Here is a 23,860-nt window from a genome sequence, read left to right as displayed (position 1 = left end):
GGCTACCGTTCAGCACATGGAACGACGCTCCACGGACCCCCGCCCGGACGACGCCGACGCCGTCGAGGGCGTCGGCGAGCTCGCCACCCTCGCCCGCATCCTGCCCCGCCTGCCCCGCGGCGACGACACGCTGCTCGGTCCCGGTGACGACGCCGCCGTCGTCGCGGCGCCCGACGGTCGGTTCGTCGTGACGACCGACCTCATGGTGCACGGCCCCGACTTCCGGCGCGCGTGGTCGACGTCGTACGACCTCGGTTGGAAGGCCGCGGCGTCGAACCTGTCCGACGTCGCGGCGATGGGCGCTCGGCCCACGGCGCTGGTGGTCGCCCTCGCGGTGCCCGGCGACACGGGCGTCACCGAACTCGAGGCCTTCGCGGACGGTCTGCGCGCGGGGTGTTCCGTGATGGCCCCGGGCGCGGGGGTCGTCGGCGGCGACCTCTCGGTGTCGCCGACCTTCACGGTCGCGGTGACGGCGTTCGGTGACCTTGAGGGGCGCGCGCCCGTGCGGCGGGACGGGGCGCGCGTCGGCGACGTCGTCGCCGTGTCGGGCGCGCTCGGCCGCTCGGCGCGGGGGCTCGACCTGCTGTTCCGTCTCGGCGTCGACCACGACGGGTCGCCCGACACCGCCGCGGCCGCCGCCCTGCGCGAGCGCGACCCGGACGTCGGCTGGCACCTCGCCCCGACCCCGCCCGTGGCCGACGGCCGCTCGGCGGCGCTGGCAGGGGCGACCGCCATGCTCGACCTGTCGGACGGCCTCGCCCTCGACGCCGGTCGGGTGGCCCGCGCCAGCGGTGTCGTGGTCGACCTGTGGGGCCCTGCCCTCGGCGACGACCCACGGCTCGCGCTCTCGGGTGGTGAGGACCACTCCCTGTTCGCCACGTTCCCGCCCGACGTGGCGTTGCCCGGTGGGTTCCGCGCCGTCGGCACGGTCCGTGACCCGGCAGGAGGCGCGCCCCGCGTCACCGTCGACGGTTCCGAACCCGGCGAGGCCGGCGGGTGGGACCCGTACCGCCTGTGGTCGGGGGCGCAGGGCTGACGAGCCGACCCGCGCCTCCTGCGGGGGTCAGTCGCGCAGCGCGAACCAGACGGTCGTGTCGCCGTACTGCTTCTTCACGTCGAGGGTGAGGCCCTCGGGCCAGCCCGGTTCGCCGTCGCGCGAGGCGCGCTCGACCACGACGAGGGCCTGATCGTCGAGCGAGGGCAGCAGGGCCGTGAGGTCGGCGGTGAGGTCGGCGGCCGACAACTCGTAGGGCGGGTCGAAGAAGACGAGGTCGACGAGAGCCGAGCCGCCCTCGAGGTAGGACCGCACGGGCTGGGTCACGACGTCGACGCGCGGGGGAGTGCCGCGCGGCGGGCGGGGAGCCCGGGCCAGCACCGACTCGACGTTGCGACGCAGCACCTTCGCGGCGCCGGGGGCCTTCTCGACCAGCACGACCGAGGCGGCTCCTCGCGACGCCGCCTCGAGCCCGAGGCCGCCCGTCCCGGCGTAGAGGTCGAGGACGCGCCGACCCCGGATCTCGTCGCGCGCGTCCAGCGACGAGAACAGCGCCTCGCGGACCCGGTCGCTCGTGGGCCGCGTCCCGACCTTGGGTACGACGAGCGAGAGGTTGTCGGCGAAGCCGGAGATGATGCGGGACATGGGGTCAACCTTGCCAGGTCGACGCCCGCCACCCGTCGCCCGTCGGGTTCGAGCATCCCGACAACGCGCGACCGTCGACTCCCGCGCCCGGTCGTCGGACCTGCACAACCGAGTTGTCGCCGCCCGCCCGCGTCGGCAGCATCGGGTCCCATGACCAGCGTCGATCGCACCGTGAGGCCCTCGTTCACCAAGTCGCTGTTCGCGGGGCGCATCGCCTCCGAACTCGCCTTCCCGTACCCGCACATGACGGCGGCCGAGAAGTCCCGGGTCGAGACGGTGTCCGCGTCCGCCCGCGAGGTGCTCGCCGGCTACGACCCGCTGAAGGCGGAACGCGAGGGGTGGATCGGCGACGACCTCGTGCGCGAGCTGGGCGAGCGGGGCCTGATGGGACTCTTCGTCTCCGAGGAGTACGGCGGTCTCGGGCTCGGCCAGAGCGCCTACTGCCGCGTGTACGAGGAGTTCGGTCGGGTCGACGGCACCCTGGCCACGGTGATGGGGGTGCACCAGTCGATCGGCACCAAGCCGCTGCACCTCTTCGGCACCGACGACCAGAAGGCCCGCTGGTTGCCCGACCTGGCGAGCGGCCGCAAGCTCGCGGCGTTCGTGCTCACCGAGCCGAACGTCGGCAGCGACGCCTACGCGCTCGAGACCCGGGCCGAGCGGCAGAGCGACGGCAGCTGGCTCCTGAACGGCGAGAAGCGGTGGATCGGCAACGGCGACAAGGACGTCCTGACGGTCTTCGCGCAGAGCGACCTCGGGCACGTCGCGCTCATCGTCGAGAAGGGCATGGAGGGGCTGAGCGCCGGCCCGCGGTTCGAGACGCACGGCCTCAAGGCCAACCACCTGCAGCGCGTGCACTTCAAGGACGTCCGCGTGCCCGCCGAGAACCTGCTCGGCGAGCCCGGTGACGGCTTCCGCATCGCCGTCAACACGCTCAACAACGGTCGCATGTCGATGGGCACGGCCATCGCGGGCGGCATGAAGCGGTTCCTCGAGCTGAGCCTCGAGCACACGGAGGCGCGGCACCAGTTCGGCAGACCGCTCGCGGACTTCGAGATGGTCGGCGACAAGCTCGCGTGGATGACCCAGCAGATCTACGGCGTCGAATCGATGTCGTACCTGACCACGGGCCTCGTCGACCGCGGCGACACCGACTTCGCCCTGGAATCCGCCCTGACCAAGGTCGCGGCGAGCGACACCGGCTGGTACGCCCTCAACCGGGCCGTCCAGCTGCACGGCGGCGAGGCGTACATGGAAGGTCACCCGCTGTCGAAGGCCCTGCGCGACTTCCGGATCTTCCCGATCTTCGAGGGGGCCAACGACGTCCTCCGCGCGTTCGTCGCCCTCAACGGGCTCAAGACGCTCAGCGAGGAACTGCCCGACGTGGCGTCGCTCCGCATCGGCGACCCGGGGCGGGCGCTCGGGGTGCTCGCGCCGTACGTCGCGGGCCGCGTCCAGCGTCGCATCCGGCCCGAACGGCCGGTCGGGGTCCATCCCGCGCTCGCCAAGCAGGCCGCCGAGCTCGGCGACCAGGTCTCGCGACTGCGCGAGCGCACCGAGGGCGCGCTCCGCAAGCACGGCAAGAAGGTCCAGGAGAAGCAGCTCGTGCAGAAGCGCCTCGCCGACGCGGCGAGCGGCATCTACGCGCAGACGGCCGTCCTGTCCCGCGCCTCGACGGCCCTCCAGGAGGCGCGGGCCGACTCCGACGCGGAGCGTCACCTCGCCGTCGGCTTCTGCAAGCAGTCCGCGCGCGGGGTGGGGCGGCAGCTGAGGGCCCTCGAGGTCAACGACGACGGGCACGGGGCCGACCTCGCGAAGGCGACCCGCGCCTCCGGCGGGTACTCCTTCACCCTCTGACGCCGGGCGGCGCGTCCGCCGGGGGCGGGCGCTGTCGGGGGCGGGCGCTAGCGTGGTGTGCGTGCCCGACTCACCCCTCGACGCGTCGCTGGCCGGGGCCCTCGGCGGCCGGACGGCCACCGCCCTGCAGAAGGCCTTCGGCCTGCGCACGGTCGGCGACCTGCTGACGCACTTCCCTCGGCGCTATGCCCGCCGGGGCGAGCTCACGGCCCTCGACCAGCTGCCGCTCGGCGAGTCCGTCACCATCGTGGCCCAGGTGCTCGACGTCCGCGAACGCACGATGCGGGCCCGGCGCGGGTCGATCCTCGAGGTGCGCATCGGCGACGGCCAGGGCATCCTCACGCTCACCTTCTTCAACCAGGCCTGGCGGGCGAAGGACCTCGTGCCCGGCGCCCGCGGCATCTTCGCGGGCAAGGTCGGCGACTACCGGGGGCTCCGTCAGCTCGCGCACCCCGACTACGAGCTCTTCGACGCCTCGCACGAGGCCGTCGCCGGGGTCGGCGACCAGCAGGCCCAGAAGTGGGCGAAGCAGCCCATCCCGATCTACCCGGCCAGCGCCTCCGTGGCGTCCTGGCAGGTGCAGAAGTCGGTCGAGGTGCTGCTCGACGGACTGCCGCCGATCAACGACGCGGTGCCGGCGTCGGTCCGGTCCGAGCTCGACCTCATGCCCGTGTCCGAGGCGTACGAGCGCATCCACCGGCCCGAGAGCGATCGTGACCACCTCACGGCTCGTGACACCCTGCGGTTCGACGAGGCCTTCGTGCTGCAGAGCGCGCTGCTCCAACAGCGGGCCCTCGTGCGTCGATCGGCCGCGACCCCCCGTCGTGCCGCCCCCGACGGCCTGCTCGCCGTCTTCGACGCGGCCCTGCCGTTCGAGCGGACGGGTGACCAGCGCCTGGTCGGCGACGAGATCACCCGCGACCTCGAGGCCGAGGTGCCCATGAACCGCCTCGTGCAGGGCGAGGTCGGCTCGGGCAAGACCCTCGTCGCCCTCCGGGCGATGCTCGCCGTGGCCGAGAGCGGTGGGCAGTCGGCCCTGCTGGCTCCGACCGAGGTGCTCGCGGCTCAGCACCTGCGGTCGATCACGGCCACCCTCGGGCCCGACCTCGCCGCCCGACTGCGCCCGACCCTGCTGACCGGCCAGATGACGGTGGCCCAGCGCAAGAAGGCACTGCTCTCCATCGTCAGCGGGCAGGCGCACGTCGTGGTGGGCACCCACGCACTGATCAGCGAGGCCGTCGAGTTCTTCGACCTCGGCCTCGTCGTCGTCGACGAGCAGCACCGCTTCGGCGTCGACCAGCGCGAGGCGCTCCGCAAGAAGGGTGCCACGCCGCCGCACGTTCTCGTCCTCACGGCGACGCCGATCCCACGCACCGTGGCCATGACGGTCTTCGGCGACCTCGACGTCTCGACCATCGCCGAGCTGCCGAAGGGCCGTCAGCCGATCGAGTCGTTCGTCGTCCCCCTGGCCGACCACCCGACCTGGGGCGGCCGCATCTGGCAACGTTCGGCCGAAGAGGTCGCGAAGGGGCGACAGGTCTTCGTCGTGTGCCCGGCGATCGACGCGGTGACGGCCGAGCCGGGTGACCCGCCCGACGCCGAGGTCGTGCCCGGTGACGACCCCGACGGTGCCGAGCCCTCCGACGCACCGGCGCCGGAACGCGCCAGCGTCGAGGGGGTCATGGCCCGGTTGCCCACCATCCCCGTGTTGCAGGGCCTGCGGGTCGAGCCCCTGCACGGCCGCATGTCGTCCGACGAGAAGGACGACGTCATGCGCCGCTTCGCGGCCGGCGACATCGACGTCCTCGTCGCGACGACGGTCGTCGAGGTGGGGGTCGACGTGCCGAACGCCTCGACCATGGTCGTGCTCGACGCCGACCGCTTCGGCGTCTCGCAGCTCCATCAGCTGCGCGGCCGCGTCGGCCGTGGCGGCCACCCGGGCCTCTGCCTGCTCGTCACCCACGCGGCGGCCGACACCGTGGCCCGCGAGCGGGTCGACGCGGTCGCGGCCACACTCGACGGCTTCGAGCTCGCGCAGGTCGACCTCGACCTGCGCCGAGAGGGCGACGTGCTCGGCAACCTCCAGTCGGGCGGCCGCTCGTCGCTCCGGCTGCTGAGGGTCGCCCGCGACGGCGACCTCATCGGACTCGCCCGCGAGCACGCGGCCGAGGTCCTCGACGCCGATCCCCGCCTGGTCGACCACCCCGCCCTCGCCGCCGCCATCGCGCGGCGCCTCGACGACCGGGGCCGCGAGGCCATGGGCAAGAACTGAGCCGGTGGTGACGCGTGACGCGTCCTCGACCCGGTCCTCGCCCTGGGCATCCGTCCGGGGTCGGCGGGCTACAGTGACCGGATGAGCAGGATCGCCGTCGTCCCGGGTTCGTTCGACCCGGTGACCCTCGGTCACGTGGACGTGATCGCCCGGGCCGCCAACATCTTCGACGAGGTCCACGTCCTCGTGGTGCACAACCCCGAGAAGAGCGCGTTGTTGCCCCTGGCGCAGCGGGTCTCGTTGCTCACCGAGTCGCTCCGGGCGGCGGGGCTGCCCGACACCGTCACGGTGCACAGCTGGAGCGTCGGGTTGCTCGTCGACTACTGCACCGAGGTCGGGGCGAGCGTGCTCGTGAAGGGCATCCGCTCGCAGGTCGACGTCGCCTACGAGACCCCGATGGCGATCATGAACCGCAGTCTGGCCGGTGTCGAGACCGTCTTCCTGCTGCCCGATCCCGCCCACGCGCACGTGTCGAGCTCGCTGGTGCGACAGGTGGCCTCGCTCGGCGGCGACGTGTCGCCCTACGTTCCGGCGGCCGTCGCCGCCTACCTCAGCACGACCTGACCCCGACCCCACCCGACGAGGACGCCGCGATGACCACGACCAACGACCCCACCGTCGAGCCCGCCGACGTCCGGGCGGCCGGCTCCGGGCCCACGATGTCGCTCGACGAGGTCCAGCAGCGGGCACGGGGCGTCCTCGAGGCCGTGGCCACCGTCATCGACGGCAAGGACGGCGCCATCTCGACGGCGCTGACCGTGTTGCTCGCCGAGGGCCACCTGCTGATCGAGGACGTCCCCGGCGTCGGCAAGACCCAGCTCGCCCGAGCGCTCGCCAAGGCCGTCGACGCGACCGTGACCCGCATCCAGTTCACCCCCGACCTGCTGCCGAGCGACATCACGGGCGTCTCGGTCTACGACCGGCAGAGCGGCGGCTTCGAGTTCAAGCCCGGTCCGGTCTTCGCCAACGTCGTCATCGGCGACGAGATCAACCGTGCCTCGCCGAAGACGCAGTCGGCGCTGCTCGAGAGCCTCGAAGAGCGCCAGGTGACGGTCGACGGCATCACGCATCCCCTCCCGTCGCCCTTCCTCGTCGTGGCGACGCAGAACCCCGTCGAGATGGAGGGCACCTACAACCTGCCCGAGGCCCAGCGCGACCGGTTCATGGCCCGCATCTCGCTGGGGTACCCGGACGCCCGCAGCGAGCTGCGCATGCTGCAGCAACGCGAGCGGGTCAGCCCTCTCGACACCCTGCGCCCGCTGGTGTCGCTCGACGAGCTCACGCGCATGATCGCCGCCGTCCGCACCGTCTACACCGCCCAGGCCGTCGAGGAGTACGCCGTGCGGATCGTCCAGGCGACCCGGGTCCACCCCGACGTGCGGCTCGGGGCCAGTCCCCGCGCGACCCTGCAGCTCATGCGCGCGGCGAAGTCCTGGGCCGCGCTCAACGGCCGCGGCTACGTGGTCCCCGACGACGTCGACGCCCTCTCCGGTCCCGTCCTCGGTCACCGGGTGATCCTCGCCGGTCGAGCCGGTGCCGGTGCCGCCTCGGCGGCCTACGACCTCGTGGCCGAGATCGTCGAGCAGACCGCCGTCCCGCTCGGCGACGCGGCCGACGCGCGCTGAGCATGGGACGGGGTGGGGTCCCCAGGCCGACCGGCCGTGGCGTCGGCGTGCTCGCCGCCGGGGTGCTGGTCGTGCTCGTGGGCTGGCTGCTCCAGGCCCCCGCCCTCGTCTTCGCCGGCACGACCCTGGTCGTGCTCATCGTGGCCGTCACGATCTCCTTGCTGTTCCGCACGGCCGACGTGCGGGTCACCCGTCGCTTCACTCCCGACCGGGGCGTCGCGGGGTGGTCCGCCGTCGAGACGGTCGCGGTCCTCCCTCGTGGGGGGCGGACCTCCGGCACCGTGCGGGTCCGCGAACAGCTGCCGTTCGGACGACTGTCCGACGCCGAGGCCGCAGCCGTCCTGCTGGTGCCGGGCCGCGCCTCCTCGGCGGTCTTCCGCCACCACGACCTGCCGCGCGGCCGACACCGCATCGGCCCGCTGCACGTCGACCTCGTCGAGTCGTACGGCGTGGCCCGTCGACGGGTCGTGGCCTCCGGCGTGGCGGAGTTCGTCGTGGTGCCCGAGGTCGTCGAGGTGGGACTCGGCCGCGAGTCCCGTGCGCTGGGCGACGGGTCGAGGCGTCAGCGCGAGCACAGCCTGGCCGGCGGCGAGGACGATCCGGTCACCCGCGAGTACCGCCGGGGCGATCCGATGCGACGGGTGCACTGGAAGGCCACGGCACGGCACGGCGAGCTCATGGTGCGGCAAGAAGAGCAGCACGGCCTGCCGAGTGCGCGGGTCGTCATCGCCGTCGCGGCCGAGGGATGGCCGGACGCCCGTCCGACCCTGCCCCCGACGAGCAGCGTCGGGGTCAGGGCGGCGTCGGCCGCGATTCCTCTCGTCAGCGACGCCTTCGAATGGGCGGTGTCGTTCGCCGCGACGGTCGCGGTCGAGGTGGGCCACGCGGGCTCGGCGACCGTGCTGACGACACCCGGCGGCACGCTCGTCGCCCGGCACGATCCCGACTCGCCCACGATGTTCCTCGACGACCTCGCCGACCTGCGGCTTGACGACGCGCCCGGGGCGCCCGCTCCGGCCCCGTCACCCCGGGAGCCCGTCGTGGCGGTCGTCTCCGGGCTGGGCCGACCCGACCTCGACCTGCTCGTCGCCTCGAGGGCCCCCGGGTCGTCGGCGGTCGCGGTCGTCGTCACGGCCGCGCTGCCCCTCGGCGCCGGCCTGACCTCGCGACCCACCCGCCCCGCCGACGGTCGTGCTCGGGCCGACGACCGCGTGCTGGCCCCCGACGAGGTGGCCGGTACGCTGCGCGACTCGGGCTGGCGGGTCGTCGAGACCGACTCGAGCGTCGACGTCGGCCGCCTGATCACGACGTCGGGAGTCCTCGATGACTGAGTCGCCGACCCGCACGGGGTTCTTCGGTGCCGAGCCCACGGGCGCCGTTCGCGGGCAGACCACGGCCCTGCTCTGGCTCGTGCTCGTCCTGTCGCTCGCGAGCCTGCACCCCGTCTTCGTCGGGATCGGCTGGTGGGTGGCCGGGGCCGTGGTGGCCGCCGTCGTGCTGGGCGGTTCCCTCGTCGTGCGGGCGCTGGGGGCGCCTCCTGGCTGGGCGTCGTCGGTGGGGCGGTGCTGGGCGCCCTCGTCACGACGGCGTTCGCCTCAGGCGGCACGGCCCTGCTGGGCGTCGTGCCGACGGGGTCCACCTTCGCGCGCCTCCCCGAGCTGTCCGCGCAGGCGAACGCGGCGATCGTCGAGGGCTCGGCCCCCGTCGAGGTCAACGACGGCCTGCTGGTCACGGTCGCCCTCTCGGTGCTTGTCATCGCCGTCGTCACCGACCTGCTGTCGTCGGTGGGGCAGCTGCCGGTCGTGACCGGGGTCTTCCCCGCCCTCGTGCTGGCGGTGCCGACCTTCGTCCCGGGCGTCGTCACGAGCTGGCCCTGGGTGGTGGCCACCGTGCTGGCCTTCCTGGTGCTGCTGATGGTGTCCACCGGCCGACGACCCTCGCGCGCCGGCCTCGTCGGAGCCGCCGCGTCCGTCGCCGTGGCGGGGTTGCTGACGGCCGTCGTCCCGCTCACGGGCGTGGCGCCGTTGACCGGTTCGGGCACCGGGACCGGACTCGCGACCGGCGTCAACCCGATCATCGACCTCGGCGACGACCTCCGGCGGGGGGCCCCGGTCACCGTCCTGTCGTACCGGACCGACGACCCGCAGGGCAGCTACCTCAAGCTCGTCGACCTCGTCGACTTCTCGGGCCGCACCTGGAGCCCCGCCGACGTGCCGCTCGACCCGCTCAACACGCTCGACGCGCTGCCCGACGCTCCCGGCATCGACCCCGGCACCGCTCGACGCGACGTCACGACCGACGTCACGATCGGGGCGCTCCGCAGCCCGTACCTGCCCGTGCCGGTGCCGCCCGCGACCATCGAGGGCCTGGACGACGGGTGGCGGTTCGTCGACGAGAGCGGCGTCACCGTCCGCAGCGATTCCGAGGGCACGCAGGGCCTCGAGTACGAGGTGACGAGCCGGCCCGTCGATCCCAGCCCCGAGCAGGTCGTCGCCTCGCTCGACGACACGGGGCCCGACATGGCGCCCTATCTCTCGGTGGACGAGGTGCCGCAGTCCGTCACCGACCTCGCGGCGCAGGTGACGGCCGGTTCCGCGAACCCCTTCGACGCGGCCGTCGAGCTGCAGGACTTCTTCCGCGACGGCGACTTCACCTACTCGGAGGACACCCCGGTCGAGCGCGGCTACGACGGCAGCGGCCTCGACGCGATCGAGACGTTCCTGCAGGTCCGCAGCGGGTACTGCGTGCACTTCGCCTCGGCGATGGCCGTCATGGCGCGGACGCTGGGCATCCCGTCGCGGGTGGCCGTGGGCTTCCTGCCGGGCGACCTGCAGGGCGTCGGCGACGACGCCGCGTTCCGGGTCAGCAGCGACGACCTGCACACCTGGCCCGAGCTGTACTTCGCCGGACTCGGGTGGGTCCCCTTCGAGCCGACCGTCGGCCTCGGCGCACCGCAGCAGTACCTGCAGCAGACCGGCGTCGAACCGAGCGACGTCCCGAGCGACGACGCCAGCACCGCGCCCGACGCGAGCACGGCGCCCTCGGCGTCGGCCGCCCCGACGAGCGCGGTCCCGGGCGTGAGTGCCACGCCGACGTCGACCGCCTCCGGCCAGGGAGCCGGCGGCGGTCCCGTGCCGACGATCGCCCTGTCGGTGCTCGCGGCGCTCGCGCTGGCGGCCCTCGTCGTTCCCTCGGGGCTGCGGGCCGGTCGCCGTCGCCGCCGCCTGTCGGCGTCGCCTCCCGACCTGGCCCTGCACGCCTGGCACGAGGTGGTCGACACCGCTCGCGACCTCGGCGTCCCGGTGACGGCCGCGATGACCCCTCCGGCCGTCGTCGACCTGCTGGCGCAGCGACTGGCGGCTCTCGGCGACGGTGCCGCGGCGACGGCGACGACGTCACCGGCACCGTCCGCCGGCCGGACGGCCACGGCCCAGGAGGCGCGGGCCGCGTCCGTCGCGCTGCTGGACGCCCTGCAGGCCGAGCGCTTCGGGGCCGAATCGGCCGCCCGACGGGTGCAGGCGGACGCGCGTCGGGTCATCGCCGGGCTCCGTGCCTCGTCGTCCGTGGGGCAGCGACTCACCGCCACGATCGCGCCGCGGTCGCTCGTCGGGGGCACGGAGGCGGCGTCCGGCTCGACGGCGTAAACTCTTCGTTCGTGCCTCATTTCACCCAGACCCCCTACACCGTCCCGGTGTTCGACCTCGTGCACCGTCCGGGCGAAATGCGCGAGCACGAGCTCGACGTCGTCGTGCCCGAGAAACTCGGCGAGGGCCAGATCTCGGTGCCGAAGGGTGCCGAGATCGCTATCGACGTCAAGCTCGAGGGGCTGCACGACGGCATCCTGGTGTCCGCACACGTGTCGGGCACGGCGGTCGGCGAGTGCAGCCGGTGCCTCCGTGACATCTCCGAGCCCGTCGAAGTCGATTTCGCCGAGCTTTTCGCGTACGATGTCGACGAAGCTTTTGACTATCAGGTTCAAGACGATCACGTGGATCTTGAACCCGTGGTCAGAGACGCAGTGGTTCTGTCACTGCCCTTCCAGCCGGTCTGTCGGCCGGATTGTCCGGGCCTCGACCCCGAAACGGGCGAGCGCGTGGACGACATCCCCGACTACCAGCCCCGCGAGATCGCCGACCCCCGCTGGTCGGCACTGGCAGGGTTCCAGGCTGAATCGGCACCCGCCGACGGCACGTCACAGGGCACCGGTCACGACGACCAGCGCCCGGCCGACGAGCAGCACTGAACACCACCGCGTCACCCACCATCGTCAGACCCAGGCACCCGTGAGGGTGCCGACAGAGAGAAGAGAAACCCATGGCCGTCCCGAAGCGCAAGCAGTCACGCTCCAACACGCACGCTCGTCGTTCGCAGTGGAAGGCCACGCCGGTCCAGCTCGTCAAGACGATCGAGAACGGCAAGGTCACCTACAGCCTCCCGCACCGTGCCAAGGTCGTCGAGGACAGCGCCGGCACTGCCCTGTACATGGAGTACAAGGGCCGCAAGGTCGCCGACGTCTGATCACCGACGTGAACCCGTCCACCCTCGCGGTGAGCGCATGAGTCAGCCCGAGTCGAGCCCTGGTGCCGACCGGGCTGTTCTCTTGTCCCGACTGCAGATCGAGCTCAGCGACGACCTGATCGACCAGGCGCTGACCCACCGGTCGTACTCGTACGAGCACGGCGGCGTGGGCAACAACGAGCGCCTCGAGTTCCTCGGCGACTCGATCCTGGGCCAGGCCGTCACGGTCATGCTCTTCACCGAGAACCCCGACCTCGACGAGGGCGACCTCGCCAAACGTCGGGCCAGCCTGGTCAGCACCGTCGCCCTGGCCGAGGTGGCGCGGATCATCGGCCTCGGCCCGCACCTGCGCCTCGGTCGCGGCGAAGAGCTGACCGGTGGTCGCGACAAGCACTCGATCCTGGCCGACACGGTCGAGGCCATCATCGGGGCGACCTACCTCGAGGCCGGCGGTGAAGCCGCCACGGCGCTCGTGCTGCGTCTCGTGGCTCCTCTGCTGGTCGACCCGGATCGCTTCGGCGCCGCGATGGACCCCAAGACCAGCCTGCAAGAACTGGCAGCGACCCTCGGCCGGGGCATGCCCTCGTACTCGGTGACCGACAGCGGGCCCGACCACGACAAACGGTTCCACGCCGTCGTCGCCCTGGGCGACGACCAGGGAGTCGCCGAGGGGTCCGGCAGCAGCAAGAAGCAGGCCGAGATGGCCGCCGCCCTCGGGGCGTGGACGTCCCTCAACGCGTCGGCTGCCGGCGTCGCCGCCGCCCGTCGGGCCGCCGCCTCCGTCGACTGACCGTGCCCGAACTGCCCGAGGTCGAGGTCGTCCGTGCCGGTCTGCACCCGGTGGTGTCCGGCGCCGTGGTGACGGCCGTCGAGGTGCTCGACCAGCGGTCGCTCAAGCGACACCGTGGTCCGAGCGACGACTTCGTCGACCGGCTCGTCGGCGGCACGATCGATTCGGCCGTCCGCCGGGGCAAGTTCCTCTGGTTCCCCTTCGAACCGGTCGAGCGGCACGAGCAGCCCCTGGCCCTGGTCGCGCATCTCGGCATGAGCGGGCAGGTGTTGCTCCGCAGCCGGGATGCCGAGCCCGACCGTCTGATGCGCATCCGGCTCGACGTCGAGAGCCCGTCGCTCGGCCCCGTGCGGCTCGCCTTTGTCGACCAGCGCATCTTCGGCTCGATGGCCCTCGACGAGACGGTGCCCACCCTGGACGGGCGCGCGGCGGGGTTCGCCGGCCCGCGCCTCCTGGGTTCCGACGTCCTGGCCGCGGGGGAGGCCACACCCGGCACCACGACCGCCACCACGGCCGTCGGCACCGACGCCGACCCGGCCGCCTGGGTGCGCCGCGTCCCGCAGCAGGTCTCGCACATCGCGCGCGACCCGCTCGACCCCGCCTTCGACGAAGCGCGGGTGATCACCCGTCTGCTGGACCGCCGCACGGCGGTGAAGCGGGCGCTCCTCGACCAGGGTCTGCTGAGCGGGGTGGGCAACATCTACGCCGACGAGAGCCTCTGGGCCGCGCGGGTCCACCCCGAACAGCCCACCGAGTCGTTGTCGAGGGCTCGGGCGCGGGTGCTGCTGGCCGAGGTGCGGGTCGTGCTGCTCAAGGCCCTCGGCGAGGGGGGCACGAGCTTCGACGCCCAGTACGTCAACGTCAACGGCCAGTCGGGCTACTTCAGCCACAGCCTCGCGGCGTACGGGCAGCAGGGGCGTCCGTGCCCTCGGTGCGGCACGCTCATCGTGCGCGAGGCCTTCATGAACCGGTCGAGCCACTTCTGCCCCCGCTGCCAGCGAGTGCGCACGCGCTGAACCCCGACGGCCGGGGGCGTCCGCCTCCCCGGTCCGCGGGGCCTCCGCCCCTATCCTTGAGCGCGGGTCACCACCCGTCACGAGTCCCGAGGAGGCGCGGCGCATGTACCTGAAGAGCCTCACGCTCAAGGGCTTCAAGTCGTTCGCCTCCGCGACCACGTTCGCCTTCGAGCCGGGGGTCACCTGCGTCGTCGGCCCGAACGGTTCGGGCAAGAGCAACGTCGTCGACGCCCTCGCCTGGGTGATGGGCGAGCAGGGGGCGAAGAACCTGCGCGGCGGCAAGATGGAGGACGTCATCTTCGCCGGCACGTCGACCCGCGGTCCGCTCGGTCGGGCGCAGGTCGTGCTGACGATCGACAACTCCGACGGGGCCCTGCCCATCGACTACACCGAGGTGACGATCAGTCGGACGCTCTTCCGCAACGGGGGCAGCGAGTACGCCATCAACGGCGAGGGCTGTCGGCTGCTCGACGTGCAAGAGCTCCTCAGCGACTCCGGCCTCGGCCGCGAGATGCACGTCATCGTGGGGCAGGGGCAGCTCGACGCCGTGTTGCGCGCCACTCCCGAGGACCGCCGGGGCTTCGTCGAGGAGGCCGCCGGCATCCTCAAGCACCGTCGTCGCAAGGAGAAGACCCTCCGCAAGCTCGAGGCCATGCAGACGAACCTCACGCGCCTCAGCGACCTCGCGGGCGAGATCCGCCGCCAGCTCAAGCCGCTCGGGCGCCAGGCCGAGATCGCCCGTGAGGCGCAGACCATCGCGGCGGTCGTCCGCGACGCCCGCGCCCGTCTGCTGGCCGACGAGGTCGTCGCCCTCCGCGAGTCGCTCACGGCCCGGTCGAGCAGCGAGGCCGAGCGCAAGAGCGAGCGCCTCGTCCTGCAGGGCCGCCTGGACGAGAACAAGCAGCGCGAGCACCGCCTCGAGCAGGCCATGGTCGGCGACGCCGTCGACGAGGCCCGCCGGGTGGTCTTCGGACTCGAATCGGTCCACGAGCGCCTGCGCAGCCTGTCGAGCCTCGCGCAGCAGCGACTCCAGCTGCTCGCTCAGCAGGGGGACCGACCCGCCGTGGCGACCACCGTCAGCTCGGGCATGGTCGCCGACGCCCGCGACGAGGCCGAGCGCCTGCGCGGCGACGTCTCGCAGGCCGAGGCGGCGGTGGGGCAGGCCGGGGCCGACCTGGCCACGGCCCGGGCCTCCCTCGACGCCCTCGACGTCGAGATCCAGGCCCAGAGCGTCCTCGTCTCGCAGCACGACCTCGAGGCGACCCGCCTGCGCGGCGCCCTCGAGGCGGCACGGTCGGGGCTCGCGGCCGTCCGGGGCGAGCAGCTGCGGCAGCGCGCGGCACTCGAGGCCGCCGAGGCGCGTCGCGACGCCGGGCGGGCCGAGTACGCCGAGCTCGAGCAGCGGTCCCCGCGGGCCGACGCCGACGGCGTCGACCACGCCGCCGTCCAGGCCGAGGCCGAAGAACAGCTGTCGACCCTCACGGCGAGCGTCGACGAGCGGCGCGACCGCCTGCACGCGGCCGAGCGTGAGCGCGACGCCCTCGCGGCCCGCCGCAGCGCGCTCTCGCTGGCCCTCGACCAGAACGACGCCACGGCCGCCCTGGTCGCCGCGGGCCGACCGGGCATCCGCGGCCTGGTGGCCGAGCACGTCCAGGTGAGTCCCGGCTACGAGGCCGCCGTCGCGGCGGCGCTCGGCAGCGTGGTCGACTCGGTGCTGGCCGACGACGTCGAGGCCGCCGTCGACGCGGTCGCGCACGCCACCGAGGCCGAGCTCGGTCGGGTCGAGGTCGTCGTGGCCGAGCCCGAGCGGCTCCGGTCGACGCTCGACGTCGATCTCCCGGCCGGGACCGTCGCCGCCACGGCCGTCGTCACCGCGCCTCCCGGGGTGCTCGGACTGCTGGCCGCCACCGTCGTGGCCGACGACCTCGCGGTCGCTCGCTCGGCCTGGCGGGCACTCGCCGGCCACCCGATCCCCGTGACCGTCATCACGCGGGCCGGCGAGGTGCTGACCGACTACGTGCTGCGCGGCGGGTCGGGCGTCGAGCGGTCGCGTCTCGAGCTCGTCGCCGAGCGCGATGCGGCCGCCGAGCGGCTCACCGGCGTGGCCACCGAGATCGAGCGGCTCGCTCCCGGGCTCGCCGAGCTCCGGGAACGGCTCGCCACGACGCGTACCCGAGCGAAAGAGGCAGCGGCCGCCGCCCGGGACGAGGAGGCGCGGGTCACCTCCCACGGGCAGCAGCTCGGTCGTCTGCGTGCCCGGGTCGAGGCCGCCGAGGCCGAGGTCGATCGGCTCTCGGTCGCGCTCGACGCGTCGGTCGAGGCCGTCGACGCCGCGAGCCGCGCCGTCGACGCCGCGGCGGCCGCCCACGACGAACACGCCGCCCGCCCGCGTCCGCTGCTCGACGCGTCGGCGCGCGACGGCCTGCTGGCCGAGGTCGAGACGGCGCGCGCCGTCGAGACCGAGCGCCGCATCGCCCTCGAGACCGTCCGCGAACGGGTCCGGGCCGAGATCGCCCGGGCCGAGGCCCTGCAGCGACAACTCGACGAGCAGCGGGCGGCCGCCGAACTCCAGGCCCGTCAGACGGTGGTGCGGCATCGCCAGATGGCCGCCACGTCGTCCGTGCTCGAGGCCCTGCCGCCGACCCTGGACGCCGCGGCCCGGTCGGTGGCCGAGGCGCGCGCGGTCCTGGCGGAGGCCGAGGCGGCCCGGACCGAGCAGAACACCGAGCTGCAGGCGCTCCGCGGAGCCGAGCGCGAGCTGCGCGACCGGCTCGCCACCGTGACCGAGAGCGTGCACGGCCTCGAGATGGAGATCTACGAGAAGACTCTTCACCTGTCCGGGCTGCTCGAACGGGCCGGCTCCGAGCTCGGCCTCGTCGAGGACGTCCTCGTCGCCGAGTACGGCCCACACGTCCTCGTGCCGAGCGACGACGAGGTCGCGACCCGCCCGTCCGTGGACGACGAGGTCGACCTGGTCGACGTCGACGCCGCGGGCGAGGACGGCGCCGCGGGCGAGGACGACGCCACGGGGGACGGCGCTGGCCGTGCCGCCCGGGGAGCCGACGGTGCCGCCGGCCTCGACGACGCGCCCCTCGCCGGGACCGCCACCGCGCCTCCTCGGGGCGTGCCCTTCGACCGGGCGACGCAGCAGCGCCGGCTCGCCGTGGCCGAGAAGAAGCTGGCCCGGCTCGGCCGGGTGAACCCCCTGGCCCTCGAGGAGTTCGCGGCGCTCGAGCAGCGCCATCTCTTCCTGACCGAGCAGCTCTCCGACCTGACCGGCACCCGCGCGGACCTGCTGACGATCATCGACGAGATCGACGACAAGATGCAGACCATCTTCGCGAGCGCGTTCGCCGACACCCAGGCCGCCTTCGACCGGGTCTTCCCGATCCTCTTCCCGGGGGGCAGCGGTTCGCTCCACCTGACCGACCCCGACGACCTGCTGGCGACCGGGATCGAGGTGACGGTGAAGCCCGCCGGCAAGAAGATCGAGCGGCTCTCGCTGCTGTCCGGGGGCGAGCGGTCGTTGGCCGCCGTGGCGTTGCTGATCGCGATCTTCAAGGCCCGGCCGAGCCCGTTCTACATCATGGACGAGGTCGAGGCGGCCCTGGACGACGCCAACCTCGGCCGGTTGTTGACGATCTTCGAGGACCTCCGCGAGTCGAGCCAACTGATCGTCATCACGCACCAGAAGCGCACGATGGAGATCGCCGACGCGCTCTACGGCGTCTCGATGCGTCAGGACGGGGTCAGTGCCGTCGTCGGCCAGCGCGTCGTCGCCGAGCCCGGCACCGCCGCGGGCGGCACGGCCGAGCGCGACATCGCCGACGCCTCCTGAGCCCGGCCCCGACGTGAAACGCAGGAGGCGCGACCTGCGTGGCCGCGCCTCCTGCGTTCTCGTCGCGCCCCGTGGGGCACCGGGGTGTCAGTCGATCGGCGTGTCGACGACCCCGCCGTTGATGCTCAGCACGTGCCAGGCGGTGCCGTCCCACTCGACCGTGTTCGCCGCGGCGTTCTCGATGTGCGGCACCTCGCGACCGAGGATCTCGGCGAGGGTGAACCGGATGATCGTGCCGTGGCAGACGACGACGATGTGGGCGTCGTCACCGTCGAGGGGCAGCCGCGTGTCGCGGATCATCTCGAGGGCGCCGAGGCCGCGGGCCGCGACCGACTCCCGCGGTTCGATGTCGGGGTAGTCCGCGTTCGGCTGGTCGGGGATCGGCGACTCGGGGGTGCGGCCCTCGTGCGACGCGTAGTCGCGCTCGATCAGTTCGTCGTAGGCGTCACCCAGCTCGATGCCCAGTTCGGCGGCGATGATCTCCGCGGTCTCGCGGGCACGCCCGAGCGGCGACGACACGATGGCGCTCCACTCGACGCCGGCCAGCAGGCGAGCCGCCTCGAGGGCCTGGCCGCGGCCCGTGTCGTTCAGGGGGATGTCCGAGGAGCCCTGGAGCTTGTCGGCGAGGTTCCAGTCGGTCTGACCGTGGCGGATGAGTTCGAGGCGCATCGGGGTGTTCCGTTCCGTGGTGCGGCCGCGGGGGTGCCGCGGGGAGTGGCGACGGGCGGCCCCGGTGGGGACCGCCCGTCGGGGGATCAGTGGTCGTCGTCGGTGCTCGCCGTGACGCCGGCCTTCGCGCGGGCGTCCCGACGGGTCTTCGCGAGGCTGGCGACGGTCGCGACGGCGATCGTCAGCACGATGAAGCCGAGGGAGAACCAGATCGGGATCTCGGGGATCCAGGTGATCGGCTCGCCGCCGTTGATGAACGGCACCTCGTTGACGTGCAGGGCGTGGAACAGCAGCTTGACGCCGATGAAGGCGAGGATGACCGCGAGGCCCTGGGCGAGGTAGACGAGGCGCTCGAGCAGGCCCGAGATGAGGAAGTACAGCTGGCGCAGGCCGAGCAGCGAGAACGCGTTCGCCGTGAAGACGATGTAGGCCTCTTGCGTGAGGCCGAAGATGGCCGGGATCGAGTCGAGCGCGAAGAGCACGTCGGTCAGGCCGATCGCGACCATCACGAGGAAGAGCGGGGTGAAGAGGCGCTTGCCGTCGACCTTGGTGGTCAGCTTCTGGCCGTCGTAGTCCTGCGAGGTGGGGATGACGCGGCGCAGGGCGCGGATGAGCTTGCTGTCCGCCTCGTCCTTCTCGTCGTCGCCGTGGCCGCCCTTGACCTGGCTGTAGGCGAGCCAGAAGAGCAGGATGCCGAAGAGGTAGAAGACCCACGAGAAGTTCTCGATGATCACGACGCCCGCCGCGATGAACAGACCACGCGACAGCAGGGCGATGGCGATGCCGACGAGCAGCACCTTCTGCTGGTAGATGCGGGGCACCGCGAAGCTCGTCATGATGATGAGGAAGACGAACAGGTTGTCGACCGAGAGGGCCTTCTCGGTGATGTAGCCGGCGAAGTACTCGCCACCGAAGGTCCAGTTCGAGAAGACGCCGACCCCGACGCCGAACAGGACGGCGATGCCGATGTAGACGCCCGACCAGATGGCCGATTCGCGGATGGTCGGCTCGTGCGGCGTGCGCACGTGACTGAAGAAGTCGAAGAACAGCAGGCCGATGATGCCGGCGATGGTGATCGCCCAGGTCAAGAAGTGGACGTCCATGTGTGTACCTCCAGTACGCAGCGGGTACCGAAGGTCTCCTCCACTCGCGACGCGTCCTGATCAGGACGGCTGCGAACCGGTGCACCGGGTCGAGATCGGTCTCTTCCGTATTGACGACGCCACCGCGTGGGAGTACTCCCCTTCAACCTGGCGAGCTTACAGCCTCTGCACGTCCGCGGTCTCGCCCGGGGCCGAATATGCTGGCCCGCATGGCTTCTCCCTGGTCCCTCTCCGGTGCCCTCCGTGGCATGTTCGCCAAGAAGACGATCGACGAGACCACGTGGGACGACCTCGAGGCCGCCTTGATCGGCGCCGACTTCGGCCCGGACGTGACCGAGCAGATCATCGACGACCTGCAGGCGAAGGTGCAGCGCTACTCGACCACCGACCCCGCCGACCTCAAGCGCATGCTGCGCGAGACCCTCGAAGAGCGCCTCTCCAAGCTCGACTCGACCCTGAAGCTCAGCGCGCGACCCGCCGTCGTGCTCATGGTCGGCGTCAACGGCGTCGGCAAGACGACCACCATCGGCAAGTTCGCCAAGTTCCTCCGCAACTACGACCGCTCGGTCGTCGTGGGCGCGGCCGACACGTTCCGGGCCGCGGCCGTCGAGCAGGTCGCGACCTGGGCCGATCGGGCGGGGGCGCGCATCGTCCGCCCGCAGCAACAGGGGCAGGACCCCGCGTCCGTGGCGTTCCAGACGGTCGAGCTCGCCATGCGCGAGGGCATCGAGATCGTCCTGATCGACACCGCCGGGCGCCTGCAGACGAAGTCGGGCCTGATGGACGAGCTCGGCAAGATCAAGCGCGTCGTCGAGAAGCAGACCGAGATCGCCGAGGTGCTGCTCGTGCTCGACGCGACGACGGGTCAGAACGGCCTCGCCCAGGCGCAGGCCTTCATCGAGCACGCCGGGGTCACGGGCCTCGTGCTGACGAAGCTCGACGGTTCGGCCCGCGGCGGCTTCGTCCTCGCGGTGCAAGAACAGACGGGCATCCCGATCAAGCTGGTCGGGCAGGGCGAAGGCATCGGCGACCTCACGGGCTTCACGCCGCACGTGTTCGTCCAGAACCTCATCGCGTAGCGAGCCCCGGCGGGCACGGGTCACACGGCCTGGCGCCCGGCCCCGGCCTCGAGCAGGTGTCGCAGGGCCTCGGGCGCGACCTCGCCCCGCGCCTCGGTCGCCCTCGCCCAGAGGCGGCCCGCCCGGTACGACGAGCGCACGAGCGGCCCGGCCAGCACGCCGCTGAACCCCATGTCCTCCGCGATCTCCCGGAAGTCGACGAACTCGTCCGGGTGCACCCATCGCGCCACCGGCAGGTGTCGCGGGCTGGGACGCAGGTACTGGGTCAGCGTGATGACGTCGGTGTGCGCCTCCCTCAGGCGCTCGAGGGCGTCGATCACCTCGTCGCGATCCTCGCCCATGCCGAGGATGAGGTTCGACTTGGTGACTAGGCCGGCGTCGTGCCCCTGCCGGATGACGTCGAGCGACCGCTCGAAGGTGAACGCGGGGCGGATGCGCTTGAAGATGCGCGGCACGGTCTCGACGTTGTGGGCGAAGACCTCGGGACGGGCGTCGAAGACCTGCGCGAGCAGGTCGGGGCGACCGTTGAAGTCGGGGACGAGGATCTCGACCCCCGTGCCCGGGTTCAGCTCGTGGATGCGACGGATGGTCTCGGCGTAGAGCCACGCGCCTCCGTCGTCGAGGTCGTCGCGCGCGACGCCTGTCACGGTCGCGTAGCGCAGCCCCATCTCGCGCACCGACTCGGCGACCGAGAGGGGCTCGCGGCGGTCGATCGGGCTCGGCCTGCCCGTGTCGATCTGACAGAAGTCGCAGCGCCGCGTGCACTGCGAGCCGCCGATCAGGAACGTGGCCTCGCGGTCCTCCCAGCACTCGAAGATGTTCGGGCAGCCGGCCTCCTGGCAGACCGTGTGCAGCTTCTTGTCGACCACGAGCTCGGTCAGGGCGCGGTACTCGGGGCCCTGCCTCGCGGTCGTCCTGATCCAGGTCGGCTTCTTCTCGATCGGGGTCTCGGCGTTGCGGGCCTCGACGCGCAGCAGGCGTCGTCCCTCGGGGGCGGTCGTCGTCATCGGTGGGCTCCCACGGGGTCGGGTCGGGCCGGCACGCGGCCGGCGGTCTCGAGGCTGGTCAGGTAGGCGGTCAGGGAGGTCTCGAGGGCGTCCGCGACGTCGGTCACGGCCACGCGCCTCCCGGAGGCGCGGGTCAGGCTGGTCACGCCGGCGTCGGTGATGCCGCAGGGCACGATCCCGGCGTACGACGACAGGTCGGCGTCGCAGTTGAGGGCGACGCCGTGCATCGTCACTCCCTCGGCGACCCGCACGCCGACCGCCGCGACCTTCTCGTCGCCGAGCGGTCCGCGCACCCAGGCGCCGCTGCGCCCCTCGACGCGGACGGCCGACACCCCGACGCCCGAGCACACGGCGATCAGGCACGCCTCGAGCGCCCGGACGTGGGCGACGACGTCCAGCGGTTCGGGCAGGCGCACGATCGGGTACGCCACGAGCTGGCCGGGGCCGTGCCACGTGATGCGTCCGCCGCGGTCCACCCGGGTCACGGGGGAGCCGTCGCGCGGCAGGTCGGCGGGCTGCGTCCGCGTGCCCGCCGTGTACACCGACGGGTGCTGGCAGAGGACGAGGGCCGAGTCCAGCCGGCCGGCCACGACGTCGGCGTGCAGCTCGCGCTGCAGGCGCAGGCCCTCGTCGTAGTCGAGTGGCGGGCCCGTGAGGCCCGTGCGTCGCGTCGTGGTCACACGCCGAGGCTAAGCCCATTGATGCACTCGGTACAACAACGACGGACCGAGGAGGCGCGGCCACGCAGCACAGGAGGCCGACGGTCGGTTAAGATGGGCGCACCATGGCCACTTTTGGAACCCTCTCCGACCGCCTCGCGGAAACGTTCAAGAACCTCCGCAACAAGGGCAAGCTGAGCCCCGCCGACGTCGACGGCACCGTGCGTGAGATCCGTCGTGCCCTGCTCGACGCCGACGTCGCGTTCGACGTCGTCAAGGCCTTCACGAACACGGTCCGCGACCGCGCCCTCGGCGACGAGGTCAGCAAGGCCCTGAACCCGGCGCAGCAGGTCGTCCAGATCGTCAACGAAGAACTGGTGCAGATCCTCGGTGGTCAGCAGCGCCGGCTCGAGTTCGCGAAGAACCCGCCGACCGTGATCATGCTCGCGGGCCTCCAGGGTGCCGGCAAGACGACCCTCGCGGGCAAGCTGGCCAAGTGGCTCGCGAAGGACGGCCACACGCCCATGCTCGTGGCGGCCGACCTCCAGCGCCCCAACGCGGTGACGCAGCTGCAGGTCGTCGGTGAGCAGGCCGGTGCCCACGTCTTCGCGCCCGAGCCGGGCAACGGCGTCGGCGACCCCGTCAAAGTCGCGAAGCAGGCCATCAAGTACGCCCGCGACAAGCAGTACGACACCGTCATCGTCGACACGGCCGGCCGTCTCGGCGTCGACGCCGAGCTCATGAAGCAGGCCGCGAACATCCGCAAGGCGGTCGATCCCGACGAGGTGCTCTTCGTCATCGACGCGATGATCGGTCAGGACGCCGTCGCGACCGCCAAGGCCTTCCAAGACGGGGTGGACTTCACCGGCGTCGTGCTCTCCAAGCTCGACGGAGACGCCCGCGGTGGTGCCGCACTCAGCGTGGCCTCGGTCACCGGCCGCCCCATCATGTTCGCCTCGACGGGCGAGTCGCTCGACGACTTCGAGCCGTTCCACCCCGACCGCATGGCGAGCCGCATCCTCGACCTCGGCGACATCCTCTCGCTCATCGAGCAGGCCCAGCAGGCCTTCGACGAAGAAGAGGCGATGGCGGTCGCGCAGAAGATCGCGACCGACTCCTTCACGCTCGACGACTTCCTCACGCAGATGCAGCAGCTGCGCAAGATGGGTTCGATCAAGGGCATGCTCGGGATGCTGCCGGGTGCCAAGGGCATGCGCGAGCAACTCGAGAACTTCGACGAACGCGAGATCGTCCGCACCGAGGCGATCATCCAGTCGATGACCAAGCAAGAGCGAGCGATGCCCAAGCTGCTCAACGGCTCGCGTCGCCTCCGCATCGCCCGCGGTTCGGGCATGACGGTCACCGACGTCAACCAGCTCGTCCAGCGCTTCGAGCAGGCGTCGAAGATGATGAAGACCGTCGCCAAGGGCGGCGTGCCCCAGGTGCCCGGCATGGGGCCGATCCCCGGGGCCTCGTACGCCGGCAAGAAGGCGCAGCCCAAGAAGAAGGGCTCAAAGGCCGGCAACCCGGCCAAGCGTGCCGCACAGAACGCCGCCCTCACCACGAGTGCCAGGTCGGCGTCCTCGGCTCCGGGCGGCTCGGGCTTCGGGCTCGGCGGCGGCGGGGCCGCCGCGGGTGGCGCGGCGCCCTCACCCGAAGAACTCGCGTCGCTGCAGAAGATGCTCGGACGCGGCTGAGCCGACCCGCGCCTCCTGACGGCCCTCGACGCCCGCCCCGCCTGCTGCGGGGCGGGCGTCGTCGTGTGCCCGCCGCACCGCAGGCGGCTGG

At 72.4% G+C, this 23,860-nt stretch carries 19 protein-coding genes; 14 read left to right on the top strand and 5 right to left on the bottom strand.

What is annotated here, in order from left to right; genetic code table 11:
- Window positions 1–16: 16 nt before the first annotated feature.
- Entirely contained in the window at window positions 17–1,036 is a 1,020-nt protein-coding gene (gene thiL, locus OVA02_RS13855) for a thiamine-phosphate kinase (RefSeq protein WP_267658702.1), read from the top strand.
- A gap of 27 nt (window positions 1,037–1,063) precedes the next feature.
- Here thiL and rsmD read toward each other — a convergent pair whose 3' ends face one another.
- Complete coding sequence (gene rsmD / locus OVA02_RS13850; RefSeq protein WP_056046219.1) at window positions 1,064–1,639, bottom strand: 16S rRNA (guanine(966)-N(2))-methyltransferase RsmD; 576 nt, start codon at window positions 1,637–1,639, stop codon at window positions 1,064–1,066.
- Window positions 1,640–1,789: 150 nt separating this feature from the next.
- Here rsmD and OVA02_RS13845 point away from each other — a divergent pair, with 150 nt between their 5' ends.
- The 11 genes from OVA02_RS13845 (at window position 1,790) to smc (ending at window position 17,555) form a co-directional block, all read left to right on the top strand.
- Complete coding sequence (locus OVA02_RS13845) at window positions 1,790–3,496, top strand: acyl-CoA dehydrogenase family protein (RefSeq protein ID WP_123570362.1); 1,707 nt, start codon at window positions 1,790–1,792, stop codon at window positions 3,494–3,496.
- 61 nt (window positions 3,497–3,557) lie between these two features.
- Window positions 3,558–5,768, top strand: a complete 2,211-nt coding sequence (locus OVA02_RS13840) for an ATP-dependent DNA helicase RecG (protein WP_267658701.1) — start codon at window positions 3,558–3,560, stop codon at window positions 5,766–5,768.
- 81 nt (window positions 5,769–5,849) lie between these two features.
- Window positions 5,850–6,332 (top strand): pantetheine-phosphate adenylyltransferase, encoded by a 483-nt coding sequence (gene coaD, locus OVA02_RS13835; protein WP_056046215.1) that lies wholly within the window; start codon window positions 5,850–5,852, stop codon window positions 6,330–6,332.
- Window positions 6,333–6,361: 29 nt separating this feature from the next.
- A complete protein-coding gene (locus tag OVA02_RS13830) occupies window positions 6,362–7,393 on the top strand; it encodes an AAA family ATPase (protein WP_420709596.1) in 1,032 nt (343 codons plus the stop codon).
- A 2-nt stretch (window positions 7,394–7,395) separates the two neighbouring features.
- Complete coding sequence (locus OVA02_RS13825; RefSeq protein WP_267658700.1) at window positions 7,396–8,724, top strand: DUF58 domain-containing protein; 1,329 nt, start codon at window positions 7,396–7,398, stop codon at window positions 8,722–8,724.
- A gap of 132 nt (window positions 8,725–8,856) precedes the next feature.
- The gene (locus tag OVA02_RS13820) at window positions 8,857–11,037 is read left to right on the top strand and encodes a DUF3488 and transglutaminase-like domain-containing protein (RefSeq protein ID WP_267658699.1); all 2,181 of its coding nucleotides are present in this window, start codon (window positions 8,857–8,859) and stop codon (window positions 11,035–11,037) included.
- 11 nt (window positions 11,038–11,048) lie between these two features.
- Window positions 11,049–11,636: a YceD family protein gene (locus tag OVA02_RS13815; protein ID WP_307785131.1), complete on the top strand. Its 588-nt coding sequence runs from the start codon at window positions 11,049–11,051 to the stop codon at window positions 11,634–11,636.
- Window positions 11,637–11,707: 71 nt separating this feature from the next.
- Window positions 11,708–11,911, top strand: a complete 204-nt coding sequence (rpmF, locus tag OVA02_RS13810; protein ID WP_043593937.1) for a 50S ribosomal protein L32 — start codon at window positions 11,708–11,710, stop codon at window positions 11,909–11,911.
- A gap of 37 nt (window positions 11,912–11,948) precedes the next feature.
- Window positions 11,949–12,701, top strand: a complete 753-nt coding sequence (gene rnc / locus OVA02_RS13805; protein ID WP_056046210.1) for a ribonuclease III — start codon at window positions 11,949–11,951, stop codon at window positions 12,699–12,701.
- A 2-nt stretch (window positions 12,702–12,703) separates the two neighbouring features.
- Window positions 12,704–13,717, top strand: coding sequence for an Fpg/Nei family DNA glycosylase (locus OVA02_RS13800; protein ID WP_056047661.1), 1,014 nt, complete (start codon window positions 12,704–12,706; stop codon window positions 13,715–13,717).
- Window positions 13,718–13,820: 103 nt separating this feature from the next.
- The gene (gene smc / locus OVA02_RS13795; protein ID WP_056046207.1) at window positions 13,821–17,555 is read left to right on the top strand and encodes a chromosome segregation protein SMC; all 3,735 of its coding nucleotides are present in this window, start codon (window positions 13,821–13,823) and stop codon (window positions 17,553–17,555) included.
- A gap of 87 nt (window positions 17,556–17,642) precedes the next feature.
- Here the strand turns inward: smc and OVA02_RS13790 are convergent, their stop codons facing one another.
- Both OVA02_RS13790 and OVA02_RS13785 read right to left on the bottom strand, forming a co-directional pair.
- Window positions 17,643–18,224, bottom strand: coding sequence for a histidine phosphatase family protein (locus OVA02_RS13790; protein ID WP_056046205.1), 582 nt, complete (start codon window positions 18,222–18,224; stop codon window positions 17,643–17,645).
- Between the two features lie 86 nt (window positions 18,225–18,310).
- Window positions 18,311–19,327, bottom strand: a complete 1,017-nt coding sequence (locus OVA02_RS13785; RefSeq protein WP_056046204.1) for a TerC family protein — start codon at window positions 19,325–19,327, stop codon at window positions 18,311–18,313.
- A 197-nt stretch (window positions 19,328–19,524) separates the two neighbouring features.
- Here OVA02_RS13785 and ftsY point away from each other — a divergent pair, with 197 nt between their 5' ends.
- Complete coding sequence (ftsY, locus tag OVA02_RS13780; RefSeq protein WP_369794381.1) at window positions 19,525–20,406, top strand: signal recognition particle-docking protein FtsY; 882 nt, start codon at window positions 19,525–19,527, stop codon at window positions 20,404–20,406.
- 20 nt (window positions 20,407–20,426) lie between these two features.
- Here ftsY and lipA read toward each other — a convergent pair whose 3' ends face one another.
- Window positions 20,427–21,413: a lipoyl synthase gene (gene lipA, locus OVA02_RS13775; RefSeq protein ID WP_056046201.1), complete on the bottom strand. Its 987-nt coding sequence runs from the start codon at window positions 21,411–21,413 to the stop codon at window positions 20,427–20,429.
- A complete protein-coding gene (lipB, locus tag OVA02_RS13770) occupies window positions 21,410–22,093 on the bottom strand; it encodes a lipoyl(octanoyl) transferase LipB (protein ID WP_056046200.1) in 684 nt (227 codons plus the stop codon). The genes lipA and lipB overlap by 4 nt, the downstream gene beginning before the upstream one ends.
- Window positions 22,094–22,197: 104 nt before the next feature.
- On the opposite strand from lipB, the gene ffh reads away from it, so the two are divergent.
- The gene (gene ffh / locus OVA02_RS13765) at window positions 22,198–23,769 is read left to right on the top strand and encodes a signal recognition particle protein (protein WP_056046198.1); all 1,572 of its coding nucleotides are present in this window, start codon (window positions 22,198–22,200) and stop codon (window positions 23,767–23,769) included.
- The last annotated feature ends 91 nt before the right edge of the window (window positions 23,770–23,860 follow it).

This window comes from Frigoribacterium sp. SL97 (assembly GCF_026625765.1).
Lineage (GTDB): Bacteria > Actinomycetota > Actinomycetes > Actinomycetales > Microbacteriaceae > Frigoribacterium.
This window is presented reverse-complemented; position numbering and strand designations above follow the sequence as displayed.